This window comes from Flavisolibacter nicotianae, from assembly GCF_003628535.1.
GTDB lineage: Bacteria > Bacteroidota > Bacteroidia > Chitinophagales > Chitinophagaceae > Flavisolibacter > Flavisolibacter nicotianae.
This window is the reverse complement of the sequence record NZ_RBCI01000012.1, coordinates 107,570-123,915: the sequence shown is the minus strand read 5'-3', so window position 1 is coordinate 123,915 and position 16,346 is coordinate 107,570. Positions and strand designations below refer to the sequence as shown.

The following is a 16,346-nucleotide window of genomic DNA, read 5'->3' as shown; positions in this document are numbered from 1 at the left end:
GCTGCAAGATTACTTTACGATCTGTGATTATCGGCGGGTCAACCTATTTTCCTTTCCCCCAATGGTTCTAACGTTGCCCGAACGGTCATGGATTTCCGCATACCCGACATTTTTACCTACCGTGACAAACCTCGCCGACTGCGAAAGAAACGAGGACCCATACCCTATTTCTTGCTTTTGCTTTGCACCGTTTTTCAAATGCAGCAGCACACTGACATCCGTTTGCGCTACCGGCACAAGTGTACCTTTTTCTTTTACCAAAAACACTTTCATGGGCCCGCGGTACTGACTTGCAGCAATCAGCACCTGGCCTTTTGCATTGCGCAGCTTCACCAGTGCTTTTCCATTTTCGGGTATAAACAAGCCGCTTTGCAGAATAGAAAGCGGTGTAAATCCACCCTTGCCATCACCTTTCAGCACAAGGCCATTGCAGGCATCGTAGCGACCCACACTGGGCTCGGTGCTGTAATCGTTCCCGCTGGCAACAATATCCAGGTTGCCATCGCCATCTACATCTTCTGCCACCATTCCATTGAGGCAGACGTATTGCGTGTTCAACGGCAGCGGCACCATCTCGAACTTCGCGTTACCGGTATTCTTCAGCAAACAGTGGCGGAAGTCATTTGCATGGAGCACCAGGGCATCTTTCAATTCAGCCGGCTTGAACATTTCACTGAAAGTTGCCGTGGCATAAGAACGATAATTCTGAAACTTGGATTTAAAGGAAATCATTTGCTTGGAAATATCGTCCCGTGTGTGGGCTGGAAATTCTTTTCGCTCGGCGTTATCGTTGGAGCGAGGCAGGTACAACGTGGGGATCGCATCCAAACTGCCGTTATTGTCGAAATCCTTGGCATAGATGCTTACCGGTTCTTTTTCACTGCCACGATAAAACGAATTTAGCCCCAGGTTGCTCACCACATAATCCACGTCGCCGTCGTTGTCGAAATCGCCGGGCAGGATCGAATTCCACCAGCCAACATGATTGGCTGCACCGGTACTTGCCGTGACTTCTTTAAAGGTGCCTTTTTCATTTTTCAGGAAGCGAACGGGCATCCATTCTCCTGCCATCACCAAATCGGTCCAACCGTCGCCATCGAAGTCGGTACTCACTACATCGCTGATCAAACCGGCCTTGCTCAAAAACGGCGCCACCGAAGCCGTTACATCGGTAAACGCCACTTTGCCCGGACGGCTGTCGTTGCGCAGGATTGTGCTGGCCACCGGTTTTGGATAATTCCAGGGATCCACTCTCCCGGCAACAAACAGATCGAGGTCGCCGTCGTTGTCGTAATCGAACGGACGAATGCAGGATTTGCTCGTGTGAATTTGCGGCAGCGCCGCCGTATCCTGCGTGAACATGCCCCTGCCGCCATTCAGCCATAACTCGTCCTGGTAATCTTTCGACCCTGGCTCGGCTTCGTAACCACCCCTGGCCACATAAAGATCGAGGTCGCCGTCGCCATCGGCATCAAACAGGGCCAGACCGGTATTGACCCAGTGCTGAAACGTATCTTTTCGCGGCAGCTCGCTTTTACTGAAACTGCCATTGGCCTGCTGCAGCAAAAACGTCGTTGAGAAAGTAAAATTGCCCCCCACGACCATGTCATCCAGCCCATCGCCATTGACATCGCCAACAGCGATGGCCGGCCCGTATTCAGAATATTTGTGTGGCAGTAATTTCTGCACGTTGAAGTCGATGAAGTCGCGTTTCACATGCTGCAGGTTAATGTTCAGCGATTTGGTTACATCCACCAGCAAAGCCTCCGTTGCCAAAGCCGGCCGCGACCAGTCGTAGGTTTCGTTTGCATTGGCGATGCTGACATTGACTACCTCGTCGGCTTTGACATTGCGAAGAACCTGCTTTCGGCCGTTTGGCCATTTTACCACCAGCGAATCAACCGAGGTGGCTTTGCCCAGGCCAAAATGTGGTTGCAGTTGCACAGTGGACAGATATCCCCTGTACGGTGTTTGCTCGTACACCTGCTGCTGACCGCCATAATAAACTTCCACCCATGCACCAAGGCCGTTCCGGTTTTGCGCGGCTCCGGCCAGCTGCACACCCAGGTAGTGTGAAGGCTCGTCCTTGTTATCGTTCAACCGGTTTTCATACACAAACGCCTCGTCATTGATATTGTTGATGATCATGTCCATGTCGCCGTCGTTATCCAAATCGGCATAAGCGCCGCCATTGGAAAACGAGGGTTCCATCAGCCCCCAGCTTTGCGTTGCGTTATCGAATGTTGCATTTCCCTTGTTGCGAAAAGCGTAGTTGTGAAGCTTCACCTGTGGTATCTGTTCGAGTAGGTATTTTTTTGGCGCAATCGAGAAGGCATCCCTGCGGAAGGCAACAAAATCATGGTCGGTCACATCCTTGGGATAGCCGTTTGAAACAACGATATCACGATAGCCATCGTTGTCGAAATCCGTCACCAGCGGTGTCCAGCTCCAGTCGGTTTCGGCAATGCCGGAAAAATAGCCAACGTCGCTGAAGATCGGATCGCCAATCGAGTCGTTCTCCAGCACTCGCGGCCCCTGGTTTAATTGCAGGCTGTTGCGCACATACTGGTACTGATAGCCGTAATGATCGCTGTTCTGGTAGGTCTGGTAGCTGTTGCCATTCATCATCATCTTCTTCCGGAAGTTGTCTTCCGGATTCATGTCCAGTTCCACAACATCCGACAGGCCGTCGTTATTGATGTCGATAACGTCCTGCCCCATACCATTGGCCGATGTGTGTTTGAAATACGTCGTTGCTTTGTCGGTAAACGTGCCGTTGTGGTTATTGATGTAAAGCAGGTCGGTTGAATTAAAATCGTTGGTAACAAAAATATCCTTCCAGCCGTCCCTGTTAAAATCAGCGATGGTCACGCCGTGGCCATATCCCTCGATGGTCACGCCTGCCTCATGCGACACATCGGTAAAATAGGGATGCCTGCGGGCAGAGTCGAAATCATTCCGGTACAAACGGCCGGTGCTCGGATGATGGCCGTCTGTGATGCGCGGACGGAAGACAGAAGGATTGTCGCCTTTGATAATCTGGTTCACCGCGAGGTACATGTCAAGGTCACCATCATTGTCGTAATCAAAAAAAGCCGCCATGGTGGAATGCGTGGTATCATTCAAGCCATAATCTGCGGCCATTTCTTTAAAGCGGGGTACGCCATCTGTCTTTGCACCCTGATTCACATAGAGAAGGTTCTGCCGTTTCTGCGGATCATCAAGCATGGTGGCACAAACATACATGTCAAGCCAGCCATCGTTGTTGATGTCCACAACAGCAACGCCACGGCTCCACCGTCCCTGGCCTTCCACACCGGCCTCTTTTGTGATATCCCGGAACTCCATGTTGCCTTTATTCAGATAAAGCTGGTTGGGTACGAGGTTCCCGGTAAAGTATACGTCCTGCAGACCGTCGTTATTAAAATCGCCGATGCCGACGCCGCCACCGTTATAGATGTTCGTCAGGTCAATCGGATTAATGGAATCATTCTCCACGATTTTGTTGTTGAAATGGATGCCTGTTTTGGATGAAGACAGCTGGTGAAACAGGGGTTTGTTTTTGCAGGAAACGGCAAACAAGCAACTTGCGATCAGCAAGTAAGAAAAGGGGTGGAAGGCGATTTTCATCAAGAATGGCTTTGCTGAAATGAGAGCAACAATATAAAGAAAAGAGGGATACAACGAAAATGAGGTAGAGTTTTACTCTACCTCATTTTGTTTGTTCGAATTTTTATCGAAGCGGCTTAGTAGCCAGGATTCTGCACCAAACGGATTTTCCCGTCGGCATTCATCTGGTCGATTTCATTTTGCGGGATGGGGAAGATCTCATTTCTTCCTTTGATAAACTGCGCATCTTTTTTCAACGGCCTGAGTGCTTTTTCACGACCGATATACCGGTTCAGCACATCAGCCATCAAACCCGGAGATTCTTTGTCATAACGCTGCAAATCAAAGAAGCGGTGCCCTTCCATAGCCAGTTCCAGCCTTCTTTCGAAGCGAACGGCCGCAAGTGCGTTGCCGGCATTGAATGTAGCTGCGGTGTAAGGAGCAATTTTGTAGTTGTCTGCCGGTGTTGTTTGATCAGCATACGTGGCCGTCGCTGCATTGTAGGCGCCCGTCTTGTACACCCAGCCTGTTTTATCCGCTGCACGGTTGCGAACCTTGTTTACATAATTCATAGCCGTTGGGATATCATTTGCTTTCACGGCACATTCGGCTGCCATTAAAAGAACATCGGCAAAACGAATCAGGTTGACGTTGTTGGCCACCAGCTCGTTCGGTCCCCAGTAGGCACTTCCCGCGTCGGTGTACCCATCTTTCTGCGACTTGGCGTACACATTTTTCTTCGGGCTGAAACGGCCATCGTTCACCGGGTTCCGGATCCAGTCTTCACCGGGGTGGTTGCCCCAGTCAAGGTATGGAATACCCGGCCGCCCGATTGCCCAGTCAATCCGTGGATCGAGGTTTCCGGTATAAGGCGTTGTTTTATCGCTTACGTTCAGGCCTGTCGCATACGATTCATCCAGCAAGGGAAGACCATTGGCGTCTGTTTTAAAGGCATTGGCCAGGTCCTGTGAAGGATTGTAAAAACCGCAGCAGGCACCCGGACCACCGTTGTACGGAAAGTTCAGGAGATCGCCGTAGTTTCCGTTTGGATCACCACCCCAGTCAACGCTGGAATTATCTTTTACAGAAGTCTGCGCTGCCCAGATCGACTCGGGGCCATTCTTTTGTTGCGGGTTGAAGTTGGAGTAGAAGTGCTGGAACAAATCGTATTTCGCACCACCTGTTGTTTTACCGTTGGCAATCACGTCTTGCAGGAGTGGATATGCTTCCGTGTACTTGCCTTGCTGCATGTACACTTTTGCCAGCAGGGCTTTCGCGGCCCACTTGTTGGCGCGGCCAACTTCCGACCATGTTTCAGGCAGGTTGTCCGCAGCAAATTTCAAATCCGCTTCAATTTTTGGCCATGCATCTGCCTTGTTGTCCTGATTGGTATTATCGGGAGTTACCGTTTCATCGGCATAGATGATATTGCCGAACACTTTCTTGAGCTCGTAATGAAAAAATGCCCGGAGAAACCTTGCTTGTGCCGTGATTTGTGTAGCTGTATTGGCAGAGATGCCTTTGGCAATGGCCAGTGTCCGGATGGCGTCGTTGGAGCGTTGCGCACCCTTATACATACCGACCCATTTCTGGTCCAACGCACTGTTGGTCGGTGTCAGTGTTTTGAATTGTTCAAACTGGGCCAGATCAGCGATATCACTTGGATCGGAGCCTTTGTAGGCGTCGTCACTGGCTACACCGCCAAATGTCCAGTTCGAAATAGCGGCACCGTAGTTACCAACGCCGCCACCGGTTCCGTCGACCATTGAATAGGCACCAATCAAAATTCCCTGAATTCCGGATTCTGTTGCGACGATCTCAGGGCTCAGAGTACCTAATGGAGCTTTATCCAGGAAACTTTTTTTACAGGCCGCGATGCCAATGGCAACCGTCAACCCGCTAATGATCAAAAATTTATTCTTCATTCTTTTCATATACTAAGTGGGTTGTAAAAATCAGAAGTTAAGATTAACACCAACAAGGTAATAAGGGGTGTGGGGATAGTTACCCTGGTCGATGCCAAACAATGGCGTACGGGCATTCGGATCGGGGCTCGAAAGTTCCGGATCCAGGCCTTTGTACTTGGTGATGGTGAACATGTTGGCTGACTGTACATAAATCCGGAACCGCTCAATACCATACCGGGAAAGAAGGCTGTTGGGCAGTGTATAACCCAGCTGCATTTGCTTGTTGCGCAGGTAGGAACCATTGCTTACAAAATAGCTGCTGGTAACCGCATCCGTGCTAAAGGTACCCGCATTCAGCAGTTTCGGAATGTTCGTGGACGTGTTAGTTGGCGTCCAGGCATTCAAGGCTGCCTCTCTTCTGATCGCGCCTTTAAAGAAATCAGGGAAATCGGTATAATACAGGGTTTGGTTGAAAATGTCGTTCCCCTGTGAACCAAAGAAGAAGGTGGAAAAGTCAAAGGCCTTGTAGTTGAACGAAATGTTCAAACCGTAAGTGAAATCCGGATTGGGATTACCAATAAAGGTCCGGTCGTTTTGGTCGATCTTTCCGTTGCCGTCAATGTCAGCATAACGGAATACGCCAGGCTCTGCACCGTTTTGCGTAGGCGCTTTGGCCACTTCGTCCGCACTTTGGAAAAGGCCCAGCACCTTGTAACCATAAAACTCACCCACGGCATGCCCTACTTGGTTGCGGGTAATGGTTACGTTCCGGATAGCACCGGGATCGAAGTAATTGGCACCGGGAATGCTTTTGATCTTGTTGTTGTACGATGTGAAGGTTGCAGTGACATCAAATTTGAAATCGCGTTTTATCGCACCATGGTATGTAACGTTGGCATCAATACCGGTGTTTTGCATGTCGCCGATATTCACTTGCGGGAGTCCTGCACCGCCGGTGTAGACAACCTGGTATTGGGGACCAGAGGCTCGGAACAACAAACCGCTTACGGCTTTTTTATAGTAGTCGATGCTCAGGTCAAGTTTATTCCGCAAAATAGTTGCATCAATCCCTATATTAGAAATAATGTCTCCCTCAAAGGTGGTATTGGTGTTCCCGATATTGCTCTGGTAGAAACCGGGAGCAGGAGCTGTGCTGGTACCACCGATGTCGTAGAAAGAGAAGCCAGACCGGGACGCATACAGATTATACGGGTTCGTTGAAGACACGTTCGCGGCATTCCCCAACTTGCCCCAACTGTAACGCAATTTCAGGTCATTGAAAAAGCTGACGCCTTTCATAAAGTCTTCCTGCGAAATGCGCCAGGCAGCCGAACCGGCAGGGAAATAAGCGAACCGCTTGCTGCCAACAAACTGAGAGGCACCGTCCCTGCGGATACTTCCATGCAATAAGTACTTGCCTTTGAAGCCATAATCAACACTCGCAAACTGTGACCATAAGGCGCTTTGGTAAGCATAGCCACTGTTCGCAGGGCTTGCAGCACCTGCGTCGATCGTCCAGAAGTTCGGATTTTCAGAGAAATAATTGCTTCGGGTGGCACCCAGGCCGCGGCCCTTATATTGAACAGCCTCTGTACCCAGAAGAACCCTTACGTTGTGGTTCGTGGCAAATATTTTACTATAGGTAAGTGTGTTATTAAATGTCCATTGGGTGTTGTATTGGGCACCTTCGCTAAAGGAGTTGGTACCGGTGTTTCCTTCCGCGTTTTCGTAACCGACATAGTTGAAGTTATAATAGTACTGGTTGTCCATTACGCCACCAAAAGTTGTGCGGACCGTGAAATTCTTCAGGAAATCAACTTCGGCAAACACGTTTCCGCTGAAATCCCACTGGTTACCACGGTTGTCCTTGGTGCGGTAAACGTTCGCATACACGTTCTGGGCATTCCCCAGTCCCTGCGATTTGGTACCCGCAAAGTTGCCCATGATATCATATACCGGGATGATGGGATCTTCCCGCAGCGCCATGCTGAACGGGCTGCCTTCTCCCTGGTTGCCGAAACGGGGATTCTGCCGGTAGAAAATATAGGCATTTTCACCGAGCCGTATGTGATTGTTCACATTGAATTGGGTATTGGCTCGAACAGAGTAGCGCTTCAGGTATTGAAACTTGGCAATCCCCTGCTGGTCCAGGTAGTTCATGGAAAAGAAATAGCTGCTCTTATCCGTGCCAGAACTGACAGAAATGTTATGGCTTTGCGTCGGTGCATTGCGTGTAATTTCCTTGTACCAGTTTGTACCAATTTTATTGGCCCTGGTAATCTGGTAGCTGTTCTTGTCGTACAAAGAGGGGTCTATTTTAGATGGATCAGACCCTGTATACCCGGTTGGGGTGATGTAATCCGGGATCACCGGCGTAGCGCCGTTTCCAAATTGTTTGTTGCCCCAGTTTACATCACCGGGTTTCAAACCGGAGTTCAGCATTTGTTGCCAGATGGCATTGGCTTCTTCCTGCGTACTGGCAAGATCGTAGCCCTTTCCTTGGGTGGCAACACCATAATAAGCATCATAGCTTACTCTCGCCTTCCCGCTTCTTCCTTTTCTTGTGGTAACAATGAGAACGCCGTTCGAACCTGCTACGCCATAAATGGCGGCAGCGGCATCTTTCAATACCTGTACAGACTCCACATCATTCGGGTTAATGTCGTTCAGGTTGCCCCGCACGCCATCCACAATGACCAGCGGCTGGTTGTTACCAAAACCGGTGATGCCCCTGATGCGGATATCGGTGCCGGCACCCGGCTGGCCGGAACTGATAATTTGCACTCCAGAAGCTTTACCCTGCAACGCTTCTGCGAACGTTCCGGTAGGCTGCTGTTTTAGCTGTGTAACATTCACAACGGCAACAGAGCCTGTCACTTCCTTTTTTCGCTGCGTGACGTAACCCGTTGTTACCACCACTTCATTCATGGAAGCGGCATTGGAACGCAGGGAAACGGAAACATCTCCCGAGCCAACTGCAATTTCCTGGGGGTCGTAACCCACTGATGTCACAACAAGCCGGCTTGTGTTTTGCGGAACGTTGAAAGAAAATGTTCCGTCATCAGTTGTTTGAGTGGAAACAGACGTGCCCCGGGCAGTTACTGTAGCACCGGCTACAGGTTTTCCGTCTTCACCCGTTACCTTCCCGGTAACCCTTTTTTGCTGGGCAAAGACAAGCGAGCTGAAAAAGAGAAAGAATAATGCAAACCATAACCGCGGAGCAGTTAGCTTTTCTAGCATAATCAATCGTTTTTAGTTTTTAATGTTATACAGTGATAAAATCGAGAAAAGTTAAAAGCAATTTTTCGATTAACAAATTTTTTTCACAAAAAACCTTTAATTTTTTTGATCGCTTTTAATAAGGACATAAGCGGCATTTCAAATTGCTGCACGGCAAGCAAAAAAACATTCAACTTGATTAAAAAAATACCAGCCACTCTTTTTTTCACAGAGTAGATTGCAGAATTGAACTGCAAAAACAAAATCCGGTTGAAAGGAAATACGTAGTTTCAGGAGCAACTTCAAATCGAATCATTCATACTTATAAATATGTATCTGCCATATGGAACGTCGCACAGCAGTTAAATACCTTTTTGTGATCGCCGGGGGCACAGCCGTTCTTCCCTCCTGCCTTCACAAGGAGAACAAGGCCTCGGTTCTCTTAAAAAATATTGCGGTTACGGCCGACCAGGAAACGATGCTTGCCGAATTTGCGGAAACCCTGCTCCCTGCATCTTCCACCCCGGGTGCAAAAGACACCTACGCCCATCTGCATGCCCTGCGTATGATGGACCAGTGTTTTGATAAAGACGCACAAAAAAAATTCACCGGCGGCATGAAGGAGGTGGAGAGCATGATGAAAAAGGCACACAACACCACGTTTGCCGGCGCTTCGGCTGCACAACGTTCCGAAATCCTGACAGCCCTGGAAAACAAAAAGGCATCGGAAGATGCCCTGCAGTTTTACAAGCTAATGAAGAACCTGACCATCCAGGGCTATCTCACATCCAAGCCTGTACTCGGCGATATTTTTCATTACGAACTGGTACCGGGCCGCTACAACGGTGCATTCCCGGTCAAAACCATTATTCACCAAGCATAAGCAATTATGGGCGATACAATTAAAGACAGAACCTACGACGTCATTGTCATTGGCTCGGGTATCAGCGGCGGCTGGGCCGCCAAGGAATTTTGTGAGAAGGGCTTGAAAACTCTGGTGCTGGAACGGGGTCGCGATGTGCAACACATCAAAGACTACCCGACCACCAACAAAATGCCCTGGGAATTTACACTTCGCGGAAACCTGCCGCTGGATGTGCGGGAAGCAAATCCCGTGGTATCGAAGTGTTATGCTTTTGGCGAAGCCACCACGCAATTCTTTGTCAAAGACAAAGAGCATCCCTATGTGCAGGAAAAACCGTTCGACTGGATCCGCGGTTACCAGGTGGGCGGTAAATCGCTGCTGTGGGCCCGGCAAACGCAGCGCTGGAGCCCTTACGATTTTGAAGGCCCGGCCCGCGATGGCTTTGCCGTGGACTGGCCCATCCGCTACGAAGACATAGCGCCCTGGTACAGCTATGTTGAAAAATTTGCCGGCATCGCCGGGGACAAAGACGGCCTGCCGCACTTGCCCGATGGCGAGTTTCTCCCGGGCTTTCCGCTCAATGTTGTGGAGAAGTATTTCAAGCAATCCGTTGAAAAGGCTTATAAGGACCGGTATGTGATCAGCGGCCGCTGTGCCCACCTGTCGCAACCGCAGCCCGTTCACCTCGAACAGGGCCGCGCCAAATGCCAGAACCGCACTCTGTGCGAACGGGGCTGCCCTTTTGGAGGTTATTTCAGTTCCAATGCGTCCACGATTCCGTGGGCCGCCAAGACCGGCAACCTGACCCTTCGTCCGAACTCCGTTGTTCACTCCATCATCTACGATGAACAAAAAGGTAAAGCAACCGGCGTTAAGGTGATCGACAACAACACAAAAGACGCCATCGACTTTTATGCAAAAGTCATCTTCGTGAATGCAGCGGCCCTGAATACAAACCTCATTCTGTTGAATTCCACCTCGCACCGCTTTCCCAATGGCCTGGGCAACGACAGCGGCGTGTTGGGTAAATACGTCGCCTTTCACCTTTATCGTGCACGGGTGTCGGGCGAATACGAAGGCGCCGGCGAGTTCACCACCGATGGCCGTCGTCCCACGTCGGGCTATATTCCCCGCTTCCGCAACGTGTTCCGCCAGGAAACGGATTTCCTGCGCGGGTATGCAGCAGGTTTTGGCGCCTACCGCAACGAGGAAAGCAGCAAGGATGGCTTTGGCATGCCCCTGAAACAAAGCCTGCTCAACCCCAAACTGCAATCCTGGAAAGTCGGTTCGCACATGATGGGCGAAACCATTCCGAAAGAAACCAATTTTGTTTCCCTCGACAGCAAAAAAGACGACTGGGGCATGCCGCTCCTGAAGGTCAATATCGACTACGACGACAACGATGAAAAGATGATCAGGGATTACATGGCGCAGATGACGGAGATGTTTGAAAAAGCCGGCTTTATCAATGTCAAGGCATACGACTCCAAACAAGCCCCGGGCCTGGATATCCACGAAATGGGTGGCGTTCGCATGGGGCGTGATCCGAAAACGTCGTTGCTCAACAAATGGCACCAGATGCACCTTTGCAAAAATGTGTTTGTAACTGACGGCGCCAGCATGACTTCCACATCCACACAGAATCCGTCGCTGACCTATATGGCGTTTTCGGCCCGTGCTGCCAATTACGCAGTAGAGGAATTGAAAAAAGGAAATCTGTAACCGATACCACAAACGAAAAAGCCCGAACTGGTTCGGGCTTTTTTAGTTGAACAATGTTCGTGATTAGGACAAGCTATCAGGCGCTTTTTCTGCACACAATGCCAGCGTGAGTCGCTACGACCGGCCGGGCATTTTGGGGATGACATCCCTGGTGCGCATCGGTTTTACCGTGGTAAAAACATTTTTAAAGGCACCAAAAGCAATCGTGCGTTGCTCCGTTTTTACCTTGTACCGGACCTGCTTGAAAAAGACCCAGTCTTTGACCACCACGTTTGTGCTGATTACGTTCATGAATTGCTCGAACATCGCCGGCTTGTCGTTGACGTCGGGCACCAGGTCGCCCCACACAGCCCTTGTTCCTTCAATGATACAGGTCTTGTCATCGGGCTTTGTAAAGTAGGCCACACCCAAAACAAGTAACAAGACAATGATCCACTTTTTCATAGCAGTAAGTTTGAGACAGGCTGAAAATTAAGCAAAGCAAATAATAATTGCCAAACATTAAAACGGCTGATCGCTTTTCTTCACCCGGTCGTAAAATTCTTTTTGCAATTGCAATGTTTTGGTATCTGTTTTCACCGCCTTCAGGGCTCTCACCAGCGACTCCACCGTGTAGTCGGTGATGACCTTTCCCAATTCTTTTGTCGCCTTTGCACCTTCTCCCGCATAATGGTTCGGGTACGAAGCATACCACCAGATACCCGTGTAGACATCGGGAATGGACAGCCGTTTTAAACTAGTCCCCGACTCAAGTTTGGCGCTGTCCATTTTTACCAGTTCGGGCCGGAGATACAACAGCGTAGACGTTTCCCGCTCGCCGGCATGCTGGTCCATCGACGGATCCGACTGGCGAAGACTTTTGATCTTTGCCGTGATACTGGAATCGAAACTGGGCTCGAAGAAAAAGACGGCGTAGTCGTGACGCTTTTCCAACTGGCTTTGCACAAAAAAGCGCAGCAGGTTGGGATTGCCGCCATGACCGTTGATGATGACGATTTTGTTGAAGCCGTTGCGACCGATTTCGTCGCAGGTTGCCTGGAGCAGTTCCAGCACCATCGTGCTTGGCAGTGCAAAGGTCCCGGGCTGGTGTTTTGCCTCGTAAATCTGGCCGTAGAAATAATCGGGGAACACCACCGCGTATTCTTTTTTCGTGGCCCGGGCCGCCCACTCCCGCACATGAATCAGGTCGGAGCCAATGGGTGCATGCGGCCCATGCTTTTCCAATATACCAATCGGTAAAATGCAGGTACGGGACGAACTGTCAAGCGCCTTTGGCCAGTCGCTGGCTGTCAGCTCATCCCAACGGGCAGGCAGGCGCTGGGCCGCTGCATGCAGTGCACTTAAAAGCAGGAAAGCAAAACACGAAACAGTTTTGAATACGATCGATTTCATATACCAGGTTTAAGTTGTCTTTTTAAATTGCGACGGCCGCCTCGTCTCAGTGCACGCCTTCCAGCTTGAACACCCAGGCATACTCCCCTGTTTCCCCCGGTTTAAGATCCGGTGGAATGATGGTGACACCGCCATTCCCGGCGGTGCTTTGCACCACCGCTTTCGAGCCAAGCAAAGACACACGTGACGGCTTGCCAACATTTTCCACCACAATGGGTGCTGTGGGAAACGTGGTGCAAAGCACATAAAGGTCTTGCCCCTTCTGCGTAAAAAACTGCGTGGCCTCTTTTTTTGCCTGCGGAACTTTACTCCAGGCTTGCGTACCATAAATGGCCTCCCCGTTTGCCTGCAGCCAGCGGCCCATATCCAACAGGCGCTGCTGCATGATGACGGGAATGGTACCGTCGGCAGCGGGACCGATATCGAGCAGAAGGTTGCCGCCTTTGGCTACCCGTTCGATCAGCAGGTGTACCAGCGAGGCAGAACTTTCGTATTCCTGTAGTGTTTCGGCGCGGTTGTAGCCGAACGAACCACCGATTCCGCGGCACTCTTCCCAGGGGTGCGCCATTTTTATCTCCTTACTGTTCACGTCACCAATCAGGTCATATTCCGTTGTGTAATAGCCCCCGTGTTTGCTGCGGGTTTCTTTTCCCCAGCGGTCGTTCACCACCACCGTTTCACGGACGGGACTTTCGTTGTACAGCCAGGCCAGGAAATCCGTGCTTTTCCAAGTGCTGCTTGGATGCTCCCATTCCCCGTCGGGCCAAACCACATCGGGACTGTAGCGGGTCACAAGATCTTTTAATTGCGGCAGCATGTGTTCATCTACATAGCGGCCAACGTTTGTGTGATACAGCGGGTTGTACCACTCGTATAACGAATAGTAAAAACCCATGTGCAGTCCCTTTTTTTTGACGGCCCTGGTCAGGTCGCCGGCCAGGTCGCGGTGCGGACCGACATCTACGGCATTCCAGTTCCACGATTCTTTGCTGGGCCACAGGGTAAAGCCCTCGTGGTGCTTGGAGGTAAGCACTACATATTTAGCACCCGAAGCGGCAAAGAGGTCGGCCCACTGGTCGGGGTTAAACAGTTCTGCTTTAAAGCTGTTGGCAAAATCCTGGTAGCGGAAATTGGGCCCGTAGGTTTTAGCATGAAAGGCCCGAAAGGCATTTCCCACCTTGGAACTATCGCTCTGCATCCGGTACCAGTACCATTCCGCATATTTCGAATACACCGGCCACTCCTTGCCCACCGGCCCCCAGGCCGGAACGGCATACAGTCCCCAGTGAATAAAGATTCCAAACTTGGCGTCGGTAAACCATGTGGGTATGGGGCGACTGTCGATTGACTCCCAGGTCGGGTTGTATTTCTTTTGCGCAAAACCGGTTGAAAAAAGGGAAACAGAAAGCAGGAACAGAAAGGTTCTTTTCATACAAACATCGTTACCGGCTTAAGGTACAAAATCTGTTGGAACGAAACTTCCTTTGTTGCTCGAAGGCAGCAACCAGGGAGACACAGGGGCACGGTGTTACGCGGAGCATTTCCCCAGTGAGGCTTCCTGTCCTCCGTGTCTCCGTGGTTCAATAGACAGCCGGAAAAAAGAAAGCCATCCGCAGGGAATGGCTTTCAAAAATCGGCTCAAAAGTTTTTACTCAACGTTACGCTTGTTGTCGGCCCGCTTCTTTAACTCTTCGATCGGCATGGCAATGATGCGACCAACCTGCTTGTCGCCTTTGTACGTAACGACCTTCAGTTGCACGGCATCCTTGGGTGGCGTCAGCGGCGATTTGTATTTGGGATAAAAATTATCGGGGAAGGAATTATCAAAGGTGTAGTAGATATCCAGATCATCCACTTCTTTGCCCAGCTCAATTTTCAACTCACCGTTCGCGTCTTTGCTGGCCTTGAACGAAGGATCGTAAACAGAGGGAGCATATTTAATTTGCGCGACATCGCTGCGCTGAAAATGATTTTCCACACGGCCGAAGAAATCCTTCCAGTTCTTTTTTTCCTTTGGCGACCAAAGTGATTCGGCGATGGCCCATCCTCTCGGCCATGTCATGTATTCCGCATGACGCATATTGTACACCTGTTCTGTCCACAAATTGGCCTGGCCTCCCTTGATGTATTTCTTGTCCACGTCTTCGGGCAGCGGGTCGAACTGGTAGGCTTTGCTCAGGCGCAGGGTTGCATAGATCCGGGGCTCCACTATGGGATCGCCCTGCATGTAATCGATGTAGGCAAATGTGGTCGGACTCATCACCACTTCGTGGCCTTTTTTCGCTGCTTCAATACCACCCTTCATTCCCCGCCAGCTCATCACGGCCGTTGTTTTTGGCAGTGCACCACCTTCGAGGATTTCGTCCCAGCCAATGAGCTTTTTGCCTTTCGACGCCACGATCTTTTCTACCCTGCGGGTGAAATATTCCTGCACCTGCGGGATGGTTTTCAACCCTTCCTTCTGCATCAGGGCTTTCACCTGCTCGCTCTTTTCCCAGAAATTATGCGGGGCTTCATCGCCTCCCAGGTGAATGTATTCAAACGGGAAAAGCTGGGCCACCTGCGTGATCACCTTGTCCATAAACTCGTACACTTTTTCATTGGCCGGGCAAAGCGTATTGTCTACCATAGCAATAGGCGGCGCACCATGCGACCAGTCCATGATCGGTTCACCGGAACGCACCACGTATTTATCGGCGCCTTCGGTACAGGACAGTTCCGGATACGAAACAATTGCGGCGAGACTGTGTCCCGGCACATCGACTTCCGGCAGGATGTTCACAAAGCGTTCTTTCGCGTATTGCACCACTTCCCGGATATCGTCCTGCGTGTAAAAACCACCGAAGTTGCGCGGCTCATCGGGAGCCGGGGGAGAAAACGTGCCGAAGTATCCTTCTTTTTTCACATTCCATGCGCCAACCTTGGTAAGATTGGGTAATCCTTTGATCTCGATCCGCCAGCCTTCGTCGTCGGTGAGGTGCCAGTGCAGCAGGTTGTATTTGTAGCGCACCATCTGGTCGATATACTGCTTGACCTGCTCTTTGGTGAAAAAGTGGCGGCTCACATCAAACATCAAACCGCGCCAGCCAAAACGGGGATAATCCATGATCTCCACGGCCGGCACTTCCCAGCGCACATTGCTTACGGCCTTTGCGCTTTCGATCTCTTTCGGGAAAAGCTGCAGCAGTGTTTGCACCCCGTAAAAAAGACCCGCCGGTGTATTGGCGGAAAGCACAATATTTTTTGGTGATACCGACAGGCGATAGCCTTCTTTTCCGAGTTTGTCATCAGCTGATTTGTTCAATTGCAACCGGATCGCGGCGTTGGGCGCCGCGCTGCTGGCTGTAACATTGTAACCCGTCGGAACGGACAGGTGCGTTTTCAGAAAAGAAACCGTGGTTTGCAGGTCCGCTCCTGCCGGTGCCTCGATGCTGACGGTTTTGGGCAGCGTGAAAGTGCCCGCTTTTTGTTGCAGGGAAACCGGTTCCGGGATGACGGCCGGTTCTTTTTTCGGACCCTGCGCATGGGACTGAATAAATGTAAACGCTGAGAGAAGAAGGACAAATTGTTTTTTCATACTAGCCGGTAATTTCGTTTTGGAAAATGGGTCCTCAAGATAGGTTATCCTGTGA

At 50.6% G+C, this 16,346-nt stretch carries 9 protein-coding genes; 2 read left to right on the top strand and 7 right to left on the bottom strand.

All coding sequences use genetic code 11. The annotated features are described in order from the left end of the window. Positions 1 to 27: 27 nt before the first annotated feature. The 3 genes from D6024_RS22070 to D6024_RS22060 form a co-directional block, all read right to left on the bottom strand. Entirely contained in the window at positions 28 to 3,630 is a 3,603-nt protein-coding gene (locus tag D6024_RS22070) for an FG-GAP-like repeat-containing protein (RefSeq protein ID WP_121356989.1), read from the bottom strand. Positions 3,631 to 3,746: 116 nt separating this feature from the next. Beyond that, positions 3,747 to 5,543: a RagB/SusD family nutrient uptake outer membrane protein gene (locus D6024_RS22065; RefSeq protein WP_121356988.1), complete on the bottom strand. Its 1,797-nt coding sequence runs from the start codon at positions 5,541 to 5,543 to the stop codon at positions 3,747 to 3,749. A 21-nt stretch (positions 5,544 to 5,564) separates the two neighbouring features. Then, positions 5,565 to 8,756: a SusC/RagA family TonB-linked outer membrane protein gene (locus D6024_RS22060; protein ID WP_121356987.1), complete on the bottom strand. Its 3,192-nt coding sequence runs from the start codon at positions 8,754 to 8,756 to the stop codon at positions 5,565 to 5,567. 322 nt (positions 8,757 to 9,078) lie between these two features. Here D6024_RS22060 and D6024_RS22055 point away from each other — a divergent pair, with 322 nt between their 5' ends. Then, on the top strand, positions 9,079 to 9,618 hold the full coding sequence (locus D6024_RS22055) for a gluconate 2-dehydrogenase subunit 3 family protein (RefSeq protein ID WP_121356986.1): 540 nt from the start codon (positions 9,079 to 9,081) through the stop codon (positions 9,616 to 9,618). A gap of 6 nt (positions 9,619 to 9,624) precedes the next feature. Beyond that, positions 9,625 to 11,322 (top strand): GMC oxidoreductase, encoded by a 1,698-nt coding sequence (locus tag D6024_RS22050; protein WP_121356985.1) that lies wholly within the window; start codon positions 9,625 to 9,627, stop codon positions 11,320 to 11,322. A 114-nt stretch (positions 11,323 to 11,436) separates the two neighbouring features. On the opposite strand, the gene D6024_RS22045 is transcribed toward D6024_RS22050, so the two are convergent. The 4 genes from D6024_RS22045 to D6024_RS22030 form a co-directional block, all read right to left on the bottom strand. Next, complete coding sequence (locus tag D6024_RS22045; protein ID WP_121356984.1) at positions 11,437 to 11,766, bottom strand: hypothetical protein; 330 nt, start codon at positions 11,764 to 11,766, stop codon at positions 11,437 to 11,439. A 57-nt stretch (positions 11,767 to 11,823) separates the two neighbouring features. Continuing rightward, positions 11,824 to 12,714 carry a creatininase family protein gene (locus D6024_RS22040; RefSeq protein ID WP_121356983.1) on the bottom strand — a complete coding sequence of 297 codons (891 nt, stop codon included), beginning with the start codon at positions 12,712 to 12,714 and terminating at the stop codon, positions 11,824 to 11,826. Between the two features lie 46 nt (positions 12,715 to 12,760). Further along, on the bottom strand, positions 12,761 to 14,146 hold the full coding sequence (locus D6024_RS22035; RefSeq protein ID WP_121356982.1) for an alpha-L-fucosidase: 1,386 nt from the start codon (positions 14,144 to 14,146) through the stop codon (positions 12,761 to 12,763). A gap of 216 nt (positions 14,147 to 14,362) precedes the next feature. Continuing rightward, positions 14,363 to 16,291, bottom strand: coding sequence for a beta-N-acetylhexosaminidase (locus D6024_RS22030; protein ID WP_121356981.1), 1,929 nt, complete (start codon positions 16,289 to 16,291; stop codon positions 14,363 to 14,365). Positions 16,292 to 16,346: the final 55 nt, after the last annotated feature.

Excerpts from the sequence above, each read along its gene's own strand:
- D6024_RS22070 (WP_121356989.1), bottom strand. The coding sequence starts at position 3,630 with ATGAAAATCGCCTTCCACCCCTTTTCTTACTTGCTGATCGCAAGTTGC.
- D6024_RS22040 (WP_121356983.1), bottom strand. The coding sequence starts at position 12,714 with ATGAAATCGATCGTATTCAAAACTGTTTCGTGTTTTGCTTTCCTGCTT.
- D6024_RS22045 (WP_121356984.1), bottom strand. The coding sequence starts at position 11,766 with ATGAAAAAGTGGATCATTGTCTTGTTACTTGTTTTGGGTGTGGCCTAC.
- D6024_RS22035 (WP_121356982.1), bottom strand. The coding sequence starts at position 14,146 with ATGAAAAGAACCTTTCTGTTCCTGCTTTCTGTTTCCCTTTTTTCAACC.
- D6024_RS22050 (WP_121356985.1), top strand. The coding sequence starts at position 9,625 with ATGGGCGATACAATTAAAGACAGAACCTACGACGTCATTGTCATTGGC.
- D6024_RS22065 (WP_121356988.1), bottom strand. The coding sequence starts at position 5,543 with ATGAAAAGAATGAAGAATAAATTTTTGATCATTAGCGGGTTGACGGTT.
- D6024_RS22060 (WP_121356987.1), bottom strand. The coding sequence starts at position 8,756 with ATGCTAGAAAAGCTAACTGCTCCGCGGTTATGGTTTGCATTATTCTTT.
- D6024_RS22055 (WP_121356986.1), top strand. The coding sequence starts at position 9,079 with ATGGAACGTCGCACAGCAGTTAAATACCTTTTTGTGATCGCCGGGGGC.
- D6024_RS22030 (WP_121356981.1), bottom strand. The coding sequence starts at position 16,291 with ATGAAAAAACAATTTGTCCTTCTTCTCTCAGCGTTTACATTTATTCAG.